The organism is Bacillus sp. V59.32b, assembly GCF_003429085.1.
In the GTDB taxonomy this organism is placed as follows: Bacteria; Bacillota; Bacilli; order Bacillales; family DSM-1321; genus Peribacillus.
In genome coordinates, this window is the sequence record NZ_QVTC01000013.1 from 35,187 (window position 1) to 54,364 (window position 19,178).

20 protein-coding genes and 2 pseudogenes are annotated in these 19,178 nt (G+C 41.7%); 20 read left to right on the top strand and 2 right to left on the bottom strand.

The genetic code is table 11. The features are described from left to right. The first annotated feature begins 2 nt into the window (after nt 1–2). The 6 genes from ypeB to rpsA all read left to right on the top strand — a co-directional run bounded on the left by ypeB (nt 3) and on the right by rpsA (nt 5,181). On the top strand, nt 3–1,355 hold the full coding sequence (gene ypeB / locus D0463_RS03320) for a germination protein YpeB (protein ID WP_117305058.1): 1,353 nt from the start codon (nt 3–5) through the stop codon (nt 1,353–1,355). Nucleotides 1,356–1,595: 240 nt separating this feature from the next. Further along, entirely contained in the window at nt 1,596–2,255 is a 660-nt protein-coding gene (locus D0463_RS03325; protein ID WP_117305060.1) for a flagellar brake protein, read from the top strand. Nucleotides 2,256–2,329: 74 nt separating this feature from the next. Then, nucleotides 2,330–2,512, top strand: a complete 183-nt coding sequence (locus D0463_RS03330; RefSeq protein WP_117305063.1) for a YpfB family protein — start codon at nt 2,330–2,332, stop codon at nt 2,510–2,512. Nucleotides 2,513–2,664: 152 nt separating this feature from the next. Then, nucleotides 2,665–3,339, top strand: coding sequence for a (d)CMP kinase (cmk, locus tag D0463_RS03335; protein WP_117305066.1), 675 nt, complete (start codon nt 2,665–2,667; stop codon nt 3,337–3,339). A gap of 2 nt (nt 3,340–3,341) precedes the next feature. Beyond that, nucleotides 3,342–3,923: a lysophospholipid acyltransferase family protein gene (locus D0463_RS03340; RefSeq protein WP_174234289.1), complete on the top strand. Its 582-nt coding sequence runs from the start codon at nt 3,342–3,344 to the stop codon at nt 3,921–3,923. Nucleotides 3,924–4,044: 121 nt separating this feature from the next. Beyond that, nucleotides 4,045–5,181: a 30S ribosomal protein S1 gene (gene rpsA / locus D0463_RS03345; RefSeq protein WP_117305070.1), complete on the top strand. Its 1,137-nt coding sequence runs from the start codon at nt 4,045–4,047 to the stop codon at nt 5,179–5,181. A gap of 144 nt (nt 5,182–5,325) precedes the next feature. Here rpsA and D0463_RS03350 read toward each other — a convergent pair. Then, nucleotides 5,326–5,578, bottom strand: a pseudogene (locus tag D0463_RS03350) (transposase); the annotation flags it as partial. A 301-nt stretch (nt 5,579–5,879) separates the two neighbouring features. Further along, complete coding sequence (locus D0463_RS03355; RefSeq protein WP_117305072.1) at nt 5,880–6,014, bottom strand: YpzI family protein; 135 nt, start codon at nt 6,012–6,014, stop codon at nt 5,880–5,882. A 260-nt stretch (nt 6,015–6,274) separates the two neighbouring features. Between D0463_RS03355 and D0463_RS03360 the strand changes: the two genes are divergently transcribed. From D0463_RS03360 to D0463_RS03425, 14 genes and pseudogenes are all read left to right on the top strand, one after another. Beyond that, nucleotides 6,275–6,889, top strand: a complete 615-nt coding sequence (locus D0463_RS03360) for a YphA family membrane protein (RefSeq protein ID WP_117305074.1) — start codon at nt 6,275–6,277, stop codon at nt 6,887–6,889. A gap of 161 nt (nt 6,890–7,050) precedes the next feature. Then, a complete protein-coding gene (der, locus tag D0463_RS03365; RefSeq protein ID WP_117305076.1) occupies nt 7,051–8,361 on the top strand; it encodes a ribosome biogenesis GTPase Der in 1,311 nt (436 codons plus the stop codon). A 16-nt stretch (nt 8,362–8,377) separates the two neighbouring features. Further along, nucleotides 8,378–9,430, top strand: a complete 1,053-nt coding sequence (locus D0463_RS03370; protein WP_117305079.1) for an NAD(P)H-dependent glycerol-3-phosphate dehydrogenase — start codon at nt 8,378–8,380, stop codon at nt 9,428–9,430. Between the two features lie 406 nt (nt 9,431–9,836). Further along, nucleotides 9,837–10,034: a DUF2768 domain-containing protein gene (locus D0463_RS03375; protein WP_117305081.1), complete on the top strand. Its 198-nt coding sequence runs from the start codon at nt 9,837–9,839 to the stop codon at nt 10,032–10,034. 15 nt (nt 10,035–10,049) lie between these two features. Beyond that, nucleotides 10,050–10,790, top strand: a complete 741-nt coding sequence (locus tag D0463_RS03380) for a hypothetical protein (protein ID WP_117305084.1) — start codon at nt 10,050–10,052, stop codon at nt 10,788–10,790. 275 nt (nt 10,791–11,065) lie between these two features. Then, the gene (gene spoIVA / locus D0463_RS03385) at nt 11,066–12,544 is read left to right on the top strand and encodes a stage IV sporulation protein A (protein WP_117305086.1); all 1,479 of its coding nucleotides are present in this window, start codon (nt 11,066–11,068) and stop codon (nt 12,542–12,544) included. Nucleotides 12,545–12,885: 341 nt separating this feature from the next. After that, the gene (locus tag D0463_RS03390; protein ID WP_071351175.1) at nt 12,886–13,158 is read left to right on the top strand and encodes an HU family DNA-binding protein; all 273 of its coding nucleotides are present in this window, start codon (nt 12,886–12,888) and stop codon (nt 13,156–13,158) included. A 116-nt stretch (nt 13,159–13,274) separates the two neighbouring features. Further along, nucleotides 13,275–13,841, top strand: coding sequence for a GTP cyclohydrolase I FolE (folE, locus tag D0463_RS03395; protein ID WP_117305088.1), 567 nt, complete (start codon nt 13,275–13,277; stop codon nt 13,839–13,841). A gap of 18 nt (nt 13,842–13,859) precedes the next feature. Then, nucleotides 13,860–14,099 (top strand): trp RNA-binding attenuation protein MtrB, encoded by a 240-nt coding sequence (mtrB, locus tag D0463_RS03400; protein ID WP_117305091.1) that lies wholly within the window; start codon nt 13,860–13,862, stop codon nt 14,097–14,099. A gap of 267 nt (nt 14,100–14,366) precedes the next feature. Beyond that, nucleotides 14,367–15,203: a heptaprenyl diphosphate synthase component 1 gene (locus tag D0463_RS03405; protein ID WP_160118356.1), complete on the top strand. Its 837-nt coding sequence runs from the start codon at nt 14,367–14,369 to the stop codon at nt 15,201–15,203. 3 nt (nt 15,204–15,206) lie between these two features. Beyond that, nucleotides 15,207–15,923, top strand: a complete 717-nt coding sequence (locus tag D0463_RS03410) for a demethylmenaquinone methyltransferase (protein WP_117305096.1) — start codon at nt 15,207–15,209, stop codon at nt 15,921–15,923. 59 nt (nt 15,924–15,982) lie between these two features. Beyond that, a complete protein-coding gene (gene hepT / locus D0463_RS03415; protein WP_117305098.1) occupies nt 15,983–16,945 on the top strand; it encodes a heptaprenyl diphosphate synthase component II in 963 nt (320 codons plus the stop codon). A 327-nt stretch (nt 16,946–17,272) separates the two neighbouring features. After that, nucleotides 17,273–17,719 (top strand): nucleoside-diphosphate kinase, encoded by a 447-nt coding sequence (gene ndk, locus D0463_RS03420; protein ID WP_117305100.1) that lies wholly within the window; start codon nt 17,273–17,275, stop codon nt 17,717–17,719. Nucleotides 17,720–18,264: 545 nt separating this feature from the next. Continuing rightward, nucleotides 18,265–19,055: pseudogene (locus D0463_RS03425) on the top strand (CheR family methyltransferase). Nucleotides 19,056–19,178 lie beyond the last annotated feature (123 nt).

Sequence of the window (19,178 nt, forward strand, 5' to 3'; positions counted from 1 at the left end):
AGATGATACGCAATGTAATAATCGGAGTTCTAGCTGTTGCGCTAGCCGGTACTGGATTTTGGGGCTACCAGGAACATAAAGAAAAAAGCGCAGTACTGGTTCAAGCAGAAAATAATTATCAGCGGGCTTTCCATGATTTATCCTATCAGATGGATGTATTGCATGATGAAATAGGGAATACGCTGGCAATGAACTCAAGACAGTCGCTAAGTCCCGCGCTTACGGATGTCTGGAGAATTACTTCAGAGGCACAAATTGATGTAGGCCAACTGCCTCTTACTCTCATGCCTTTCAACAAAACCGAGGAATTTTTATCAGATATTGGGAAGTTCAGTTACACGACTGCGGTCAGGGATCTCGAGAAAGAACCGTTAAACGACAAAGAATATTCCCGGCTTCAGTCGCTTTATAAAGAATCTGGAGAAGTACAAGGTGAGTTAAGGAAAGTTCAGCATCTGGTCATGAAGAACAACCTGAGATGGATGGATGTCGAAACGGCTTTGGCTTCCAATGACCAAAATGCGGACAACACGATTGTTAATGGTTTTAAAACGGTTGAAAAGAAAGTGGCGGGCTATAGCGAGACATCCAATCTTGATCCGAATTTCACAAGCGGCCAACAGAAGGATGAAAACTTCAAAAATATTAAGGGGAAAGAAATCAGCAAAAAAGAGGCAGTAGCGAAAGCAAAGCAATATGCCAATTTAACTGGCAACGTGAAAACCCGTGTAGAGGAAAACGGGAAAGGTTCCGATTATGGCTTTTATAGTGTTAGCCTGATTAATTCCAAGACCAAAACAGAAGTCAATATGGACATTACAAAAAAGGGCGGCTATCCAATCTGGTATATCAATAACCGGGATGTCAATGAATCCAAAATCGATTTGAACACCGCAAGCAATAAGGCTGTGGCATTCCTAAAAGACCACAACTTTGATTCTCTTGACTTATATGAAAGTGCTCAGTATGACAATATTGGTTTGTTCAACTTTGTCACTACAGTGGATGGCGTAAGAGTTTACCCCGATTCAGTGAAAGTGAAAATCGCCTTGGATGATGGAAGTGTGATTGGTTTTTCCGCAGACGAATTCTTGAAATCCCATAAAATAAGAGAGATTGGTGAGTTTTCTGTAACTAGTGAGCAGGCCAGGAAAGAAATCAATCCTAAAGTAAAGGTTATGGAAGAGCGGAAAGCGTTAATAGAAGGTGAAACCGGTGAAGAGGTCCTTTGCTATGAGTTCCTCGGCACGATTAACGATGACACATACAGAATTTTTATAAATGCCAACACAGGGCAGGAAGAAAAAGTTGAGAAGCTTAAAAACTCTGAGCCGGTTTATGAGGATTTATTATAAACAGCTCATCACGGGAAAGGTACATTTGTGCTTTTCCTTTTTTTGCAGAAAGGAAAGTATAAACTTCCTTTTCTGCATAAGGGCAACTACGTCTCTGTCTTCGCCTTAAAAGGCTCGTCAGTCGATGAGTTTTCTTTAAATGTGTATTAATTAATGATTTTTTTGGATATTTAAGGTAAAATATACATAGGACTAAATATTTAGATAAAGAGACCATATTTAACTTGGAGTTGGGGATGAATGATTAAAGTCGGGGATACCTTAGTATTGGAGCCGAAATTTTCACAACAGCATGAACAATATAAATCAACAGTAGTCGAGATAAATGATCAAAGCATTTTCATTGATTATCCCATCAATGCTTCGACGGGAAAAAGAGCGTTTTTAATCGATGGTACACAGTTGAAAATCACACTTGTTGCCGCAAAAAAGGCTATATATGTATTTGATACAGAGGTCCTAGGAAGAGTGAAAGAACGGATTGCCATGATACAATTGTCGCATCCTCCCAAAGACTCGATCATCAAGATTCAAAGAAGGGAGTTTGTAAGGGTAGAAACGGCCATCGATACAGTCGTTCATCCGCAAGCTTCTGAGTTTCAGCCTTTTAAGGCGATTACGGAAGATATTAGCGCAGGTGGTACTGCATTACTGATATCAAAGGACATTATCCTTCAATCTGGTTCAAGTATTTTTGTCTGGTTCGCCCTCCCGCTAAAATCCGGTGAAATTCATTATTTCAAGGTGAAAAGCAAGGTTATCCGCATCAGTGAAGAAAAAGAACGATTTAATATATTGTCTATAGAGTTCACTGAAATGAGCGAGGGCGACCGTCAGACGCTCATACGGTATATCTTCGAACGCGAAGTCGAGATGAAGAAAAAACGTTTGTCACCCTGATTTTTTTTAGAAATGTGAATGAAAAGCATGGATCATTTCCATACTGTCTAGAAAGACGGTAAGGATGGGTCGTTATGAAATCCATAGAACGGATCATCATTAAGCTAATACTTATACAGGTGATTTGCCTGCTGGCCTTTCAGGCTGTTTTTCACCGTGCAGATTCCTTTTTAGAATTAAAGAAGTTGGCTGCTTATGAAGGCGTAACAAAAAATAACTATACCAAAATAATTGAAACATTTAATGATGAAAATTAGCAGGGGACCCTCCCCTGCTTTTTCTATTTAAAACCAAGGAAATTCTGACACCTCTTAAAGCATCATTTTTATTCATAATCATCTAACCTTTTGTGATAAACTAGAAATGCATTAAAAATTACAGCTTGTCTGTCTGGATCTTGGGAGGATTTATGGAAAAGAAAATATCAGTTGCAATTGACGGGCCTGCGGCAGCGGGAAAAAGTACTGTCGCGAAATTGGTTGCGGGAAAATTCAATTACATATACGTAGACACCGGCGCTATGTACAGAGCGTTAACATATAAAGCGTTGAATGACGGGGTCGATATCGGCAACGAAGCGGCCTTGAGTCATTTATTGAACGATACAGCCATTGAGCTAAAGCCGAGTGAAACCGGTCAGCTCGTTTTCTTGGATGACCAAAATGTCACCGAAGCGATTCGAAATAACGAAGTGACCGCATCGGTTTCAGAGGTATCCAAGCACAAGTCAATACGGGAAGAAATGGTAAGAAGGCAGCAGCTTTTTGGAGAAAAAGGCGGTGTCGTAATGGATGGCAGGGACATAGGCACACATGTCCTTCCGAATGCCGAGGTCAAGATATTCCTGATTGCATCGGTGGAAGAGCGTGCTTCTCGGCGCCATCAGGAAAATATCCAAAAGGGTTTTTCCTCCGATCTAGAGAAATTAAAAGAAGAGATTGCCTTGCGTGATAAGCTGGACTCCGAGAGGGAGGTAGCTCCGTTAAGAAAGGCTAGCGACGCGGTTGAAATTGATACAACTTCTTTGTCGATCCAACAAGTGGCCGAAAAAGTAATGGTATTGATTGAAGAAAGGATAAGATGAATTTGAAGTTTTATACATTTGCCAAAAACGTTGTAAAAATTGTTTTAAGTCCCATATATAGGGTTAAAACAATAGGTAAAGAGGATTTTCCAAAAGAAGGCGCTGTTTTGATTTGTGCTAACCACATTGACAATCTGGATCCGCCGATAGTGGGAATCACCTGTCCCCGGGATATTCATTTTATGGCCAAAGATGAGGCTTTTCATGTTCCTTTATTAAAAACTATCCTTCCGAAGGTTAATGCTTTTCCGGTGAAAAGGGGAATGAGTGACAGGGAAGCTCTCAGGAAAGGCCTTTCACTTCTTAAGGAAGGGAAGGTTTTGGGCTTGTTTCCTGAAGGAACACGAAGTAAAACGGGCGAACTCGGCGAAGCTATGGCAGGGGCTGGATTTTTCGCCTTGCGATCTAATGCGAAGATTGTTCCTTGCGCCATAATCGGTCCATACAAAGCTCTTAATCCATTAAACGTTGTTTATGGAAAACCGATTGATTTTACCGAATACCGGGAGAAAAAGATATCTGCCGATGAAGCGACCAAAATCATTATGGATGAAATTAGAGGCTTAATTTCCGCGCATAAATAATCCTTCTTGCTTGACAATTTCCTTTATTTATTAGAATTTATAAAAAAGGGGATTATTCCGAATTGTGAATTTATAAGATAAGAAATTCTGCAGAACAGTCATGGGTTAAGGAGGAGTCGTAATGACAGAAGACATGAACCAAGTAGAGGTAAACAACTATGAAGTTGGCGATAAGGTCAATGCCAGAGTATCCAAAGTTGAAGAAAAACAGGTGATTGTAGATGTTGAGAACAGCAAAACTGATGGGATCATTCCGATCAGCGAGCTCTCCAGCCTGCATGTCGAAAAGGCTTCCGACGCGATTTCTGAAGGAGACGAGCTGGAGCTTGAAGTCATTAAAGTGGAAGAAGAGGCTCTTATACTGTCCAAGCGCAAAATCGACGCACTAAAGGCGTGGGATGAACTGGAAAAGAAATTCGAGTCAGAGGAGGTCTTCGAAGCCGAAGTCAAAGATGTCGTCAAAGGCGGTCTCGTTGTTGACTTGGGTGTGAGAGGATTTGTCCCTGCTTCGCTCGTGGAAGATTATTTTGTGGAAGATTTTGCCGATTATAAGAATAAAACATTAACGTTTAAAATTGTTGAACTGGATAAAGAAAAGAATCGCTTAATCCTTTCACACCGCGCTGTTGTACAGGATCAGAAAGAGCTGAAAAAAGGAGAAGTGCTTGATTCCATCGAGAGCGGCCAGGTTATCGAAGGTACTGTACAAAGAATCACGGACTTTGGAGCTTTCGTTGATATCGGTGGTGTAGATGGGCTTGTTCATATTTCTCAACTCTCGCACGAGCATGTTGAAAAAGCTTCCGATGTCGTGAAAGAAGGAGAAAAACTGAAGGTTAAGGTCCTTTCCGTTGACCGTGATAACGAAAGAATTTCACTTTCTGTTAAAGAAACCCTTCCAGGACCTTGGACGGATATTGCGGATAAAGCCGCAAAAGGGGCCGTTCTTGAAGGAGTTGTCAAACGCCTTGTTTCTTTCGGTGCTTTTGTTGAAATCTTCCCTGGCGTGGAGGGACTTGTCCATATCTCGCAAATTTCTCATAAACACATCGGTACACCGCAGGAAGTCCTGAAAGAAGGAGAAACTGTGCAGGTAAAGGTTCTTGATGTCAATGAAGCGGAGCAGCGTTTATCGTTAAGTATTAAAGAGCTCCAGGAATCACAGGCTAAAGAAGACTCGAATTATGAGCTTCCGGAAGAATCCAATGGATTCCAGCTTGGTGATATGATTGGGGAGCAATTAAAGAAATTTAAATAATGCCAGAAAAGCTGCACCAAATCGGTTCAGCTATAGATTGTCGACAAAAGGGGTTCGGAATGGTCTCATTCCGAACCCCTTTTTAGTGATTATTTCTATTTTTGCTTATTTGGAGTGTGAGTGGACCTCACTTAGCCTTATTTATTAGGCCATTTCTGGACCTTGCCATGTCCAGTTTGCCATCTTCTTCAAATTCATGGCAGCGAAAGTAAGCATCGCCTGCATCGACAATTTTTTAAGTCCCCTTAACTTTGTCCAACGCATGCCATGCTTTTCTTTTGCATCTGCGAATAGGCGTTCTATCGTTTTTGCGTTTCGCATAGATTGGTTTTACATCCTTGTGGTGTCGCAATTGATCTGTTTCCTCTACATAATCCTGCCAAATATGCCTCGTCACCTCAATCATTTTATGTATCCATTTTAAAATAGATGTTAGGAACGTTCCATAGTAAACGTTTAAAAGCCTGTTGATCAACGTTCCAGGCGCGAAGACTCCTGCGGGAGCAGCGGGACAGGTGAGACCCCCGCAGGAGCATGCGACGAGGAGGCTCACCGCCCGCCCCTAAGGTGCGCGAAGCGCCTGGAACGGAAATCAACAGACCCCATTAACAGGCCAAATAAAAAAATAACTGCAGGCAAACTCGATTTCATCCAGTTTGTCTACAGTCTGAAGCTGCACCAAATCGGTGCAGCTTTTTTTACCTTTTATTTCTATCGCGAGCATCTTCCGCACTTTCCATTTTCGTTGCCCCCGGTTTATCCAAGGCTTGGTCTCTATCGGAGTCCACGGTCCTGCTCTCTCGTAATTTTTTCTCCTGACGATCTTTACCCATTTTAACACCTCCTAAGTTTAGCGTTGCTATAATAAAAGAATTTATCCCGCTTTAACGGGCAGTAAGCCCCCCACATGAAAAAACAAGGATAAGTTGGGGAATAACTGCCCGTAAAAGTCCGATTGGTTCAACTAACCATCGTTGGGGGATGAACAAAACCCCCACCGATGGAAGTTTCACTTTATCCACCGAGTATGGCCGGCTTTCCCGTTTAATTCTCCTTGAAAGAAGACATAATGTTTCCTATAGGAGGAAATAGTATGGATGGATTGTTTTTTTATTGGATTTTATGGATGGCCTGGGTAATCGTGATGTTTTTTATCGCGAAAACGTTTCAAGGCCGTTATTGGTTGTTATTCCACTTGCTTGCGGTTATGTTCTTAGCTGCATATGAGCTTCAGGTGTACCGTTACGTAATTCATGTTTCCTCTATCTACTTATTATTGGTTTGCTGCTTATATTTAAGAAATCTAAGTTTATGGAGAATAATCGAATTTACCGTCAGTAGTTTTATCATTTCTTTAGGGTACGCATGCTTTCAACTTTATGCAATGTTGGACCCGGTGTGGCTGATATTCAAGGCGGATTGGATGTTCGGTGTCTTAATTAATTACCTTGCCCTGCTTATTATTCATGAATGGAAGTTACGGTTTGGCGCCCTATTAGTCGGAATGCTCATAGGCGAGACGATCTTTTCGGGATTGTTACTCGTTAACTCGATCCCGTATAAAGCAGGCTCTTATTCATGGTTGGATAGTGCTGTCCTCGTTTTATTGATGAATTTGCTTTGGGTTTCATTGGAATTCATTAGTCGCTTCATTCAGGGGATGATTGCTAATCAGGGCATGGCAAAAGGAGCGTCCAGGTTAAGATGAATGTAGACAATCATTGTTGGTTACTGAAAAATTTGATACTATATGATAGTTAGTAAGGTTATTCTAGGAAATATAAGAAATGACATGGAAATTAATGAAATTTTAACATAATGAATTGAATTCCATAAACACAGATAACAGGCTTGAAAGGGTGGAGAAATATGCCGAAACCGGTAGTGGCCATAGTGGGGCGGCCAAACGTAGGAAAATCGACTATTTTTAATCGAATCGTCGGAGAACGGGTTTCCATTGTCGAAGACGTCCCAGGCGTGACCAGAGATCGAATATACAGCTCTGGTGAATGGCTGACATACGACTTTAATATCATAGATACAGGAGGAATTGATATTGGCGATGAGCCTTTCCTCGAACAGATTCGCCAACAGGCAGAAATTGCGATTGATGAGGCGGATGTCATTATTTTTATGACAAACGGTCGGGAGGGCGTGACCTCCGCTGACGAAGAAGTGGCGAAAATCCTTTACAAATCAAAGAAGCCGGTTGTTCTCGCCGTAAATAAGGTTGACAATCCAGAAATGAGAGACCAGATATATGACTTTTATGCACTTGGTTTTGGCGATCCGTTTCCTATCTCTGGATCTCATGGTCTAGGGCTTGGCGATCTTCTTGATAAGGTAGCCGCCCACTTTCCGCAGCATAATGAACAGGATTACGATGAGGATGTCATTAAGTTCAGCTTAATCGGAAGGCCTAATGTCGGAAAATCGTCGCTTGTCAATGCGTTGCTCGGAGAAGACCGGGTTATTGTAAGTGAAATTGAAGGTACGACGAGGGATGCGATCGATTCACCTTATACATATAATGACAAAGAATACGTCATTATTGATACGGCAGGAATGAGGAAAAAAGGTAAGGTCTATGAAAGCACGGAAAAATACAGCGTGCTTCGAGCTTTAAGGGCGATTGAACGTTCGGACGTGGTTCTTGTCTTATTAAACGCCGAGGAAGGCATTAGGGAACAAGATAAAAAAATCGCGGGTTACGCCCATGAAGCGGGCAGAGGCGTCATCATTGTCGTCAATAAATGGGATGCCATCGAAAAAGATGAGAAAACGATGAAAGAATTTGAAGAAAATATCCGGGCACACTTCCTATTCCTCGATTACGCACCAATCGTTTATTTATCGGCAAAAACAAAGAAACGGGTGCACTCTTTGCTTCCCGTTATTGACCAAGTCAGCGAAGCACATGCGCTTCGTGTTCAAACCAATGTCCTGAATGAAGTGATTATGGACGCAGTAGCGATGAATCCTACACCCGCGCATAACGGCGGCCGGTTAAAAATCTATTATACAACCCAGGTTGCAGTAAAACCGCCGACCTTTGTCGTATTCGTCAACGAACCTGAGCTACTTCATTTCTCATACGAAAGATTTTTGGAAAACAGGATTCGTGATGCGTTCAACTTCGAGGGGACACCTATTAGAATCTTAGGTCGTCAAAGAAAATAACGAAGAGGTGCTGAACATGCCACAAAAAAAGCAAAATATTGCCGTAATCGGAGCAGGAAGCTGGGGAACCGCCTTAGCTCTTGTGTTGGCAGACAATGAACATCACATTAGGCTATGGGGCCATAATGAAGACCGAATTAAAGAAATAAATGAACAGCGTACGAACCGTAAGTATCTTCCTGGAATTGAATTGCCTCCTGGAATCACTGGCTACACTTCTTTAACTGAGGCGCTTGAAGGGATAACGGATATCATACTCGCCGTACCAACAAAAGCGATCAGGGAAATTCTTAGACAAATCGTTAAGATTGTAAAAACACCGCTGACGATTGTCCATGTTAGTAAAGGGATAGAGCCGGATACGCTTTTACGCATTTCGGAAATGATCGAAGAAGAAATGCCTGCCGGACTGCTTGATGATGTCGTGGTGCTTTCCGGGCCAAGCCACGCCGAGGAAGTGAGCCTGCGTCACCCTACAACCGTTACAGTATCTGCAAAGAATATGGCAGCTGCCGAAAGAATTCAGGATTTATTTATCAACCAAAATTTTCGGGTGTACACAAACCCTGACATAGTGGGTGTTGAAATCGGCGGCGCTTTAAAGAACATCATTGCTCTTGCCGCAGGAATAACAGATGGTTTAGGATACGGGGATAACGCAAAGGCCGCACTGATTACGCGAGGGCTCGCTGAGATATCGAGATTGGGGACAGCGATGGGTGCCAACCCGCTTACTTTTTCAGGCTTGACAGGGATCGGCGATTTAATTGTCACTTGTACAAGCGTTCATTCGCGAAACTGGAGAGCGGGGAACATGCTTGGAAAGGGACAAAACCTCGATGAAGTTCTCGATAATATGGGGATGGTAGTGGAGGGCGTCCGCACGACAAAAGCGGCTTACCAGCTGGCTCAAAAGTATGATGTCGATATGCCGATCACATATGCTTTATACAATGTGCTGTTTAACGGCATGAATGTGAAGGACTCGGTAGATACTTTAATGAACCGCACCAAAACTGACGAAATGGAAGACCTGATTAATATCCTCGGATCCAGGCTTACTGATTAAGCTGACGGTAAACAGTTAAAAATAATTATTTTAGAAAAATAGGCATTAGAGGATGCGTCTTTTTCATATCGTGCATACAATGCAACGTAGTAAACTAGTATTCTGACCTGGTTATATGGGGGATTTAGTCGAATCGCAGAAGATATTATGTCTTCTGCTTTTTTGGCTGAAATAAAGGACAAACTTTCCTTTCTGCATGGAGCAGACACAGACTAAGTGTCACGTCCTTATGTCTTCATCTGTATAACCCACATCCAGTGGCCCTCAACTACGTCTAATCTCCGCCTTAAGGCTCGTCAATCGACGAGTTTTCTTTAATTTCTGGAGAAACGCTGCACTCAAAGTTAGTTGTATTCGGGAAAGTCGGCTTGTGTTATAATATTTTCGAATGAAGGAGTGAGAATCTATGACACCAGCATTGCAAAAAATGTGGATTTCATTTGCTGCTATGGGCTTTATGTTTATTTCTATCTTAACCATTTATTTAAGCCGCTATAAGCTAAAAGGGTTCCTTCGGGTCTTTTCTGCCATTTTTGCCTACATATTAATGATATTGGCTGGTTTGATTATATTTTTTGTCGTATTCAGCGGACCGACAGCATAGGTGAGGGAATCAGATATGATAAGAGTTAAATGGACAGCAATACTGTTGCTAGTATCTCTTTTTTTGACAGGATGTTTATATCCTGATCAGGAAGTAGCAGAGAACCAGGTTCCGTATAAAGAGCAGATACAATCTGTTCAAAGTGCGATTAACCAGTTTAAAGAAGACGAAGGCGGGATTCTGCCGATTAAAACGAAGCCGGCGGAAACACCTTATTATCAAAAATATCTTGTGGATTTTAAGAAGATTGCGCCAAGGTATATGGCGGAGCCACCAGGAAATGCCTTTGAGACAGGCGGGGTTTTTCAATATGTAATCATTGATGAAGAGACAAATCCAACGGTGAAAATATTTGATGTGAGGATCGCCCAGGAGATTCAGGATATAAACCTTCGCCTGAACGCATATAGACAGAAAAACGGCTATCCTCCATATAAAGAGCGCCTCTCTGATGAGGTTTTTACATTGGATTATGAGAAGATGGGACTGAAGGAAGCACCGACTGTTTTGAGTCCTTATTCACAAAAACAGCTACCGATCGTCATCAACTCCGATATTGAGCTATATGTAGATTACACCGCTGATCTTTATGATGCCTTGGAAAAAAAAGAAAAAGCCTACAAACCCGGTGAGGATATCCGATCAGTCCTGACTGATGATTCAGAATTTGTACCGGCATATTCATTACCTTATACAATCGATGATAAAACAAAAAAACCGGTATTCTTAAGTGTAAAAGCAAAAACTCCTAAATAAAGGAGCGTCAACGGCAGCTTTAAGTGGAACACTTCAAAAAATTTATGTTCATAACAACAAAATTGGCATAACCCTTTTTCTGCAAAATATATTGTAGGGGAAGGGTTATTTCTTTATATTATCCGAAAATACTTAACCTTAAAAATAGAAGCGGGGATACGGATTCCAAAAATCAGGCATATATTTTTAGGACAACATCATACACATATACTGTCCTAGATTTTTAAATAACGGATGATGCTATCCCAGGAACTCTAATATCGGGAGGGGATACCTTGGAAAAGGTAGATATTTTTAAAGATATTGCTGAACGTACCGGCGGAGACATATACTTAGGGATTGTCGGCGCAGTGCGGACCGGTAAATCTACATTCATAAAGAAATTTATGGAACTGATGGTCATTCCGAATATCAGAACAGAAGCTGACAGGGCTAGGGCACAGGATGAACTGCCTCAAAGTGCCGCCGGGAAGACAATCATGACGACTGAACCGAAGTTTGTTCCGAATCAGGCAGCCACCGTGCATGTCGCCGATGGCCTTGATGTAAACATCCGGCTCGTCGATTGTGTCGGGTATACCGTGCCAGGAGCAAAAGGGTATGAAGACGAAAACGGGCCGCGTATGATTCATACACCATGGTACGAAGAACCGATTCCTTTTCATGAAGCGGCTGAAATCGGCACCAGAAAAGTCATTCAGGAGCATTCTACGCTGGGAGTTGTGATTACGACAGACGGCACCATCGGTGAGATTCCGCGATCAGATTATATCGAAGCGGAAGAGAGAGTCATAGAGGAATTAAAAGAAGTAGGCAAACCCTTCATTATGATTGTCAATTCCGTTCAGCCGCATCATCCTGACACGGTTGCTTTAAGGGAAAACCTTCAGACGAAATACGATATTCCGGTTTTAGCGATGAGTGTCGAAGGAATGCGCGAATCCGATGTACTAAGTGTTTTACGTGAAGCTTTATATGAATTCCCTGTTTTAGAGGTAAATGTGAACCTTCCGAGCTGGGTATTGGTTTTGAAAGAAGATCATTGGCTGAGAGAAAGCTATCAGGAAGCTGTTAAGGAAACGGTTAAGGATATCAAACGGTTAAGGGATGTCGACCGGGTTGTCGGACATTTTAACGACTTTGAATTCATAGATCGTGCAAGCCTTGCCGGCATTGAAATGGGCCAGGGTGTCGCCGAGATTGACCTGTATGCTCCCGATCAACTGTATGATGAGATTCTAAAAGAAATTGTCGGTGTTGAAATACGAGGCAAGGATCATTTGCTTTCACTCATGCAGGACTTTGCCCATGCGAAGACGGAATATGATCAATACTCCGATGCGTTAAAGATGGTAAAGCAGACCGGGTATGGAATTGCGGCTCCATCGCTAGTTGACATGAGCCTTGATGAGCCGGAAATAATTCGTCAAGGATCTCGGTTTGGTGTACGGCTTAGAGCAGTGGCCCCATCGATCCATATGATTAAAGTGGATGTGGAATCAGAATTCGCCCCGATTATTGGAACTGAAAAGCAAAGTGAAGAATTGGTACGGTATTTGATGCAAGACTTTGAGGATAATCCTTTATCGATTTGGAACTCTGACATTTTCGGTAGATCGCTCAGTTCAATCGTGAGGGAAGGGATTCAGGCTAAATTGTCCTTAATGCCTGAAAATGCGCGTTATAAGCTTAAGGAAACACTGGAGCGCATCATCAATGAAGGATCAGGCGGATTGATTGCGATTATTTTATAATTGTTCCTAAAACGAAAGAACCAGACCTGTGCGGGGCTGGTTCTTTCGTGCTTTAAAAACCCATATTTGAAGCATATTGGACTAATATATGCAATTTTTATGAAAAGATACTCATAATTTCTTGAATTTCCTTGCTTAGGCAAACCCTTTGTGATAATCTACATACAGAAAACGCATTACAGCGCCATTCTGACCCATTTACTAATTTTCTCCATATCGTTCGGAAGAATTTTAATAATTTTGGGGATCAAGGGAATTTTTCACCTAATAACTAATCTCTATTATACTGTATTGGTAATATTGATTTTTTATACAAATCCTTTTGAGAGGAGGTGAATGGCATGAACAAGACAGAATTAATTAACGCAGTTGCAGAAGCAGGAGAGCTTTCCAAGAAAGACGCTACGAAAGCTGTTGATGCTGTTTTTGATACAATCCTGGACGCTTTAAAAAGCGGTGATAAAGTACAATTAATCGGTTTTGGTAACTTCGAAGTTCGTGAGCGCGCGGCTCGTAAAGGTCGTAACCCGCAAACTGGCGATGAAATCGAAATCGCAGCTAGCAAGGTACCAGCTTTCAAACCTGGTAAAGCACTTAAAGACGCTGTTAAGTAATTACATACAGTAACTTTACGAAAAGGGGTTCACGCGATATGTGTGGGCCCCTTTTTTGCTTCTATTTTTCGAAGTATGCTAATATTGGGTTATATGTTTTTGTAGGAGGAAGTAGGATGGCAAACGTAGATCACGCCAAATTGGAAGAAGCGGTAAGAATGATTTTGGAAGCGGTAGGCGAAGATCCGGAGCGTGAAGGGCTTCTGGATACACCTAAACGTGTCGCGAGAATGTATGAGGAAATATTTTCAGGATTGAATCAGGATCCGGGGGAATATTTTGAAACGATTTTTGGGGAAGATCATGAAGAGCTTGTTCTTGTCAAAGACATCCCCTTTTATTCTGTCTGCGAACATCATCTTGTCCCTTTTTACGGAAAGGCGCATGTTGCTTACATTCCAAAAAACGGAAGAGTTACCGGCTTGAGTAAGCTGGCGAGAGCTGTTGAAGCGGTATCGAGAAGGCCTCAGCTGCAGGAGAGAATCACGTCAACCGTCGCTGATTCGATTATGGATAAGCTGGAGCCACACGGCGTCATGATTGTCGTTGAAGCGGAACATATGTGTATGACGATGCGCGGCGTCAGGAAACCTGGTGCAAAAACAGTGACTTCCGCTGTCCGGGGGGTTTTTGCGGAGGATGCACGCTCCAGAGCAGAAGTGCTTTCATTCATTAAGGACTAAACATGCGGAGGCGGACAAATGGAGGAAAAACAGATAAAGGATTTTGTCGTCATAAAAGCAATAGAAGATGGTGTGAATGTAATCGGATTGACTCGTGGAACCGATACCCGATTTCACCATTCAGAAAAGCTGGATTCAGGTGAAGTGATGATTGCCCAATTTACGGAGCATACATCCGCGATTAAAATAAGAGGGAGTGCGAAAATCTATACCCCATACGGAGAGATAGAAAGTGAAGGGAAAAAAGGAGATCGGTAGATCCATCCATCCCAACGTTGTCCTGAACGGACCTGAATCTAAGTCGAGGGCGTTGTAGATTGACGACGTTATTGATCGATTACCGGCATAAATCGCCTTTAAAATGGTGTCTTTGCCGGTGTTTTTCATTTTTGGGTACATAGACTTTCTCTTAAAAATAGTTACTTCAAACTACCATCACATTATTTTTATGTTATAATGATTTGTGCTTTTATACTGGAAAAAACCGCATGCTGCGGATTGAATTTATCTTACGGGGATGCAAAGGTGATCTCATTGTTAAACATAGATACTCTATTGACAGAATTGAAGGAAATGATAGAAACAAAAGCTGATCATCCTTATTTACTCATGTTTTTAGAAAAGCCGAGTATTGATGACGATAAGCTGCTCTTGCTTATGGGCTTGTTTAATGAATTAGAGATTACAGATGCAGAACGGAAAAAATATATAATATCTACGATGCTTGTGCAAATGGCGCTGGATACACATGAAACGGTAACCAACACACCAATACAGCCAGAGGAAGACGGCTCTCAGAAAATCAGGCAATTAATGGTGCTGGCCGGGGATTATTATAGCGGCCTTTACTATCAACTTCTCTCCGAAGTTGAAAATATTCCGTTAATCCGTGTGTTGGCAAGCGCGATAAAAGACATCAATGAAAACAAAGTTTTATTGTATCAAAAGTCATTGAATGAGATATCCGGACTTCTCGAGGCTGTAAAAACGATAGAATCGTCTTTAGTCAGGAAAGTGTCGGAATCCTTCGATAAGCCGATTTGGAGTGTTCTTTCTGCTGACATCCTTCTCTTGAAACGTCTTCATATAGAAAAAAAACGTTATTTAGAAGGCGGACAATCAATCATTTTTGAATCATTTAAAAAAATTGCTTTTCCTAAGAAGGATCAAGCAGGAGCTTTATCAAAAGAACAGGCCGCACATGTTTTAAACAAAATGGATCAGTGCATTACAAGTGTGCAAAATTCTCTCAGAAAAACAGTAGAAAAACTTGGTGCCCAAAATGGAAGTCTGATCAAAAGAATAGACAGCATTTTGGAATATACGGCCGTTACGGCAAATTCAACCGTGGAAGAAGGGTGACCCATGCAGCAGTCAAAAGAACAAAGAGTTCATCAGGTGTTTGAAAAGATCTATGACAATTATGACAAGATGAATTCTCTCATAAGCTTCAGGCTGCACATTAAATGGCGCGAATATACGATGGGGAAGATGAACGTCCCAGAAGCTGCGACTGCACTTGATTTATGCTGCGGTACAGCTGACTGGACCATTGCCCTGGCTGAGCAGACGGGTCCAAACGGCAATGTTACCGGCCTGGATTTCAGTAAAAATATGTTGAAAATCGGTCAAGAAAAAATAAAAGATCTGAAAATGGATGATTACGTAACCTTAATACAAGGAAACGCGATGGAGCTGCCATTTGAAGACAGCACGTTTGATTATGTGACAATTGGGTTCGGCCTTCGGAATGTTCCGGATTATATGCAAGTATTAAAGGAAATGAACAGAGTCTTAAAACCGGGAGGCATGGCGGTTTGCCTCGATACTTCACAGCCAACCATGTTCGGGTATAAACAGCTGTACTACTTTTACTTCCGTTTTATCATGCCGGTGTTTGGAAAACTATTTGCCAAAAGCTTTAAGGAATATTCATGGCTTCAGGAATCGGCCCGCGATTTTCCGGGAATGAAGGAGTTGGCCGACATGTTTAAAGCCGCCGGTTTTCAAAATGTAAGCTACAAATCTCATAGCGGTGGTGCTGCCGCTACACATTTTGGCTATAAATCCAAAATAGACTAACATTTTATTATTTCCTAAACGACAAGAAATGCATTTGCAAACTGGGTGGAGTGTAGTATATGAAACTTAAAATGTTGTATTCATATTTGAATACAGATCTGCAAATAATTGAAAACGAATTAGAAGCTACCATTCAGGCTGATTCACCTGTTCTCAGACAAGCATCCTTGCATTTATTGCAATCAGGAGGAAAGCGGATTCGCCCAGTTTTTGTATTATTGGCTGGAAAGTTTGGCCATTATGACATTCATGTCATGAAAAATGCTGCGATTGCATTGGAACTGATCCATATGGCCTCGCTTGTCCATGACGATGTCATTGACGATTCTGATTTGCGGCGCGGGGTACCAACAATTAAATCAAAATGGGATAACCGTGTCGCCATGTATACAGGCGACTACATTTTTGCCAGGTCTCTTGAAATCATATCCGAAATTAACAATCCACTCGCCCACCAGCTGCTTGCCCATACAATCGTCGAAGTATGTAAGGGAGAAATTGAGCAGATTAAGGATAAATTTGATTTCACCCAAAACTTGAGAACCTATTTAAAGAGAATTAGACGGAAAACGGCGCTCTTAATTGCCTCTAGCTGCCAATTAGGAGCCATTGCCGCAGGAGCAGATGAAAAGGTACATAAACAGTTGTTTAGATTCGGATATTATGTCGGGATGACCTACCAGATTACGGACGATATCCTCGATTTTACGGCAACCGAAAAAGAACTTGGCAAACCTGCAGGTGGCGACCTCAGGCAAGGGAACATCACGCTCCCGGTTTTGATTGCCATGGAGCAACCGCACATAAAGTCAATGGTTGAAAAAGTGCATGAAAATATCTCGAAGGATGAATTGACAGCAGTTATCCATGCTATCAATACATCAGGTGCCATGGAAAAAGCCTCGGAGATGGGAAATGCCTACTTAGAGAAAGCATTCAAGGTACTCGAAACATTGCCTGCGAACCGTGCAAAAACCACACTTTCTGAAATAGCAAAATTCATTGGCAAACGAAAATTTTAACTTACCTTCTCTTCCAAAGAAAGAATAACTTTTTGATTTTGACAGATGTCTAGTTGCGTTCGATCTTAGTGGCCAGCGTTGGCCAGTTTTCATTTCGTATAGTATCTTGCATAAAACATGATCTATTGGTGACGAAAGCTCGGACTTCCCCAAAATAGGCTGATATGGGTGTACAACATAAGGACGTGGCAGGTTTTAGGCTACGTTCTTTAATTATGGGTACATTCACTTTTCTTTGAGGTTGCGGAATTTTCAAAACAATGATACTATTTTTGAGGATTGCTTTTAATAGGCAAAAATATTCATACATAGTAGGAGTGGACACGCATGGAAAAAACATTTCTGATGGTTAAACCAGATGGTGTGCAGCGCAACCTTATCGGGGAAATTGTTTCACGCTTTGAAAAGAAAGGCTTCCGCTTAGCCGGGGCAAAATTGATGGCGGTTACAAAAGAACTGGCTGAGCAGCATTATGGTGAGCATAAAGAGCGGCCGTTTTTCGGGGAGCTTGTTGATTTCATCACATCGGGCCCTGTATTCGCGATGGTTTGGGAAGGTGAGAATGTAATCGCCACCTCACGTCTAATGATGGGTGCAACAAATCCTAAGGACGCTGCTTCTGCTACAATCCGTGGTGACTTCGCTGTAACTATCGGCAAAAACGTCATCCATGGTTCGGATTCTCCGGAAAGCGCAGAACGTGAAATCGGTCTATTCTTCAAAGAAGAAGAGCTCGTAGATTACTCAAAATTAATCAGTGAATGGGTATATTAATCTCTGCATATTCAATGAAGGGAAGCTTCGCTATCAGCGAAGCTTTTTTATTTTAGGTTCTATTTTAGATAATGTTGATCATATTCTTTTTGGATAAGTCCCCACCCCGGAGAAGGCATGATGCTCCTTTGTGTTAGTACTCACTCTTGATTTCCAAACCGGTTGATTTTCGCTGCAGGCGGCGACTCCTCGAAAATGCTACGCATTTTCTCGTGCGGTGTCTATTCGAGGATGATCACTCAACGTCCTGCGGGAAAAGCGTGGCCAGGTGAGACCCCGCAGGAGCGAAGCGACGAGGAGGCTCACGGACCGCCCGCGGAAAGCGTCCGTCTGCAGCGGAAATCAACAGCCAAATTCAACAGGTACAAACTAAGAAAAATTTCGAGTAATTAATATTCTGTTTGTCTGTGTTTCTTTATAAAAAGGAATTATGAAATTGATTCATTAAAAAAACTTAATAATTGTTCCCTAAAGTGCAAAATTATTCTGCTTTTATTCCGATATACATAGTATAAAGTGGAAAAAAATTGCGGGGGAGACGTTTTATGCCTCAAGAGTACAACGAATTTATTATCCAAATTAAAAAATTAACGGGAATCGACTTATTGCTTTACAAAGAAGCACAGATGAAACGCAGGCTGATATCGTTATATGAAAAAAAGGCTATGCTTCATTTCCCGATTATTACAAAGCGATTGAAAAGGATAACAACGTTCTGAATGAATTTTTGGACAGAATGACGATCAATGTGTCTGAATTTTACCGGAATGCAAAAAGATGGGAAGTGTTAGAGAAAAAAATCTTTCCAAGATTGCTAGAGTCTTCACGAAAGTTAAAAATATGGAGTGCAGCGTGCTCAACCGGTGAGGAACCATACACAATTGCCATGGTGCTCTCAAACTTTGTGCCTCTGTCCCAGATTGAAGTACAGGCTACAGACATTGACGAAAATGTACTAGCCCGGGCCAAGTTGGGGCTTTATCCGGAACGCTCTCTAAATGAGGTTCCTGCCGACATAAAAGCGAAATTTTTCTCAAAAGATAGGGACTTCTATAAGGTCGCCGATGAAATTAAAAGAACCGTCACCTTCAAGAAGCACAATTTGCTGGCTGACCCGTTTGACTCCCAATTTGATTTAATCGTTTGCCGCAATGTGATGATTTATTTTACGGAAGAAGCGAAAAACATTCTATACAATAAATTCAGTGCTTCACTTAAAAACGATGGAGTTTTCTTTGTTGGAAGCACGGAACAAATCTTTAATCCGTCTCAGTATCAATTAGATACGGAAGATACGTTTTTCTATAAAAAGCAAGCGATAAAAATTCTTTCATAGTGCCACGTAAAAGACTGAAGGGCTCCACTCGCGAGCAGCAGTCTTTTTTTTTATGAAACCAAATAAGTCTGTCATTCCTGTTCCCACTTTTCTTATAATTATGGTATATTGATACATAAATCC

Excerpts from the sequence above, each read along its gene's own strand:
- D0463_RS03330 (WP_117305063.1), top strand. The coding sequence starts at position 2,330 with ATGAAATCCATAGAACGGATCATCATTAAGCTAATACTTATACAGGTG.
- D0463_RS03410 (WP_117305096.1), top strand. The coding sequence starts at position 15,207 with ATGCAGCAGTCAAAAGAACAAAGAGTTCATCAGGTGTTTGAAAAGATC.
- D0463_RS03370 (WP_117305079.1), top strand. The coding sequence starts at position 8,378 with ATGCCACAAAAAAAGCAAAATATTGCCGTAATCGGAGCAGGAAGCTGG.
- der (WP_117305076.1), top strand. The coding sequence starts at position 7,051 with ATGCCGAAACCGGTAGTGGCCATAGTGGGGCGGCCAAACGTAGGAAAA.
- D0463_RS03355 (WP_117305072.1), bottom strand. The coding sequence starts at position 6,014 with ATGGGTAAAGATCGTCAGGAGAAAAAATTACGAGAGAGCAGGACCGTG.
- D0463_RS03325 (WP_117305060.1), top strand. The coding sequence starts at position 1,596 with ATGATTAAAGTCGGGGATACCTTAGTATTGGAGCCGAAATTTTCACAA.
- hepT (WP_117305098.1), top strand. The coding sequence starts at position 15,983 with ATGAAACTTAAAATGTTGTATTCATATTTGAATACAGATCTGCAAATA.
- D0463_RS03375 (WP_117305081.1), top strand. The coding sequence starts at position 9,837 with ATGACACCAGCATTGCAAAAAATGTGGATTTCATTTGCTGCTATGGGC.
- mtrB (WP_117305091.1), top strand. The coding sequence starts at position 13,860 with ATGGAGGAAAAACAGATAAAGGATTTTGTCGTCATAAAAGCAATAGAA.
- D0463_RS03360 (WP_117305074.1), top strand. The coding sequence starts at position 6,275 with ATGGATGGATTGTTTTTTTATTGGATTTTATGGATGGCCTGGGTAATC.
- ndk (WP_117305100.1), top strand. The coding sequence starts at position 17,273 with ATGGAAAAAACATTTCTGATGGTTAAACCAGATGGTGTGCAGCGCAAC.
- D0463_RS03390 (WP_071351175.1), top strand. The coding sequence starts at position 12,886 with ATGAACAAGACAGAATTAATTAACGCAGTTGCAGAAGCAGGAGAGCTT.
- rpsA (WP_117305070.1), top strand. The coding sequence starts at position 4,045 with ATGACAGAAGACATGAACCAAGTAGAGGTAAACAACTATGAAGTTGGC.
- ypeB (WP_117305058.1), top strand. The coding sequence starts at position 3 with ATGATACGCAATGTAATAATCGGAGTTCTAGCTGTTGCGCTAGCCGGT.
- cmk (WP_117305066.1), top strand. The coding sequence starts at position 2,665 with ATGGAAAAGAAAATATCAGTTGCAATTGACGGGCCTGCGGCAGCGGGA.
- D0463_RS03380 (WP_117305084.1), top strand. The coding sequence starts at position 10,050 with ATGATAAGAGTTAAATGGACAGCAATACTGTTGCTAGTATCTCTTTTT.
- folE (WP_117305088.1), top strand. The coding sequence starts at position 13,275 with ATGGCAAACGTAGATCACGCCAAATTGGAAGAAGCGGTAAGAATGATT.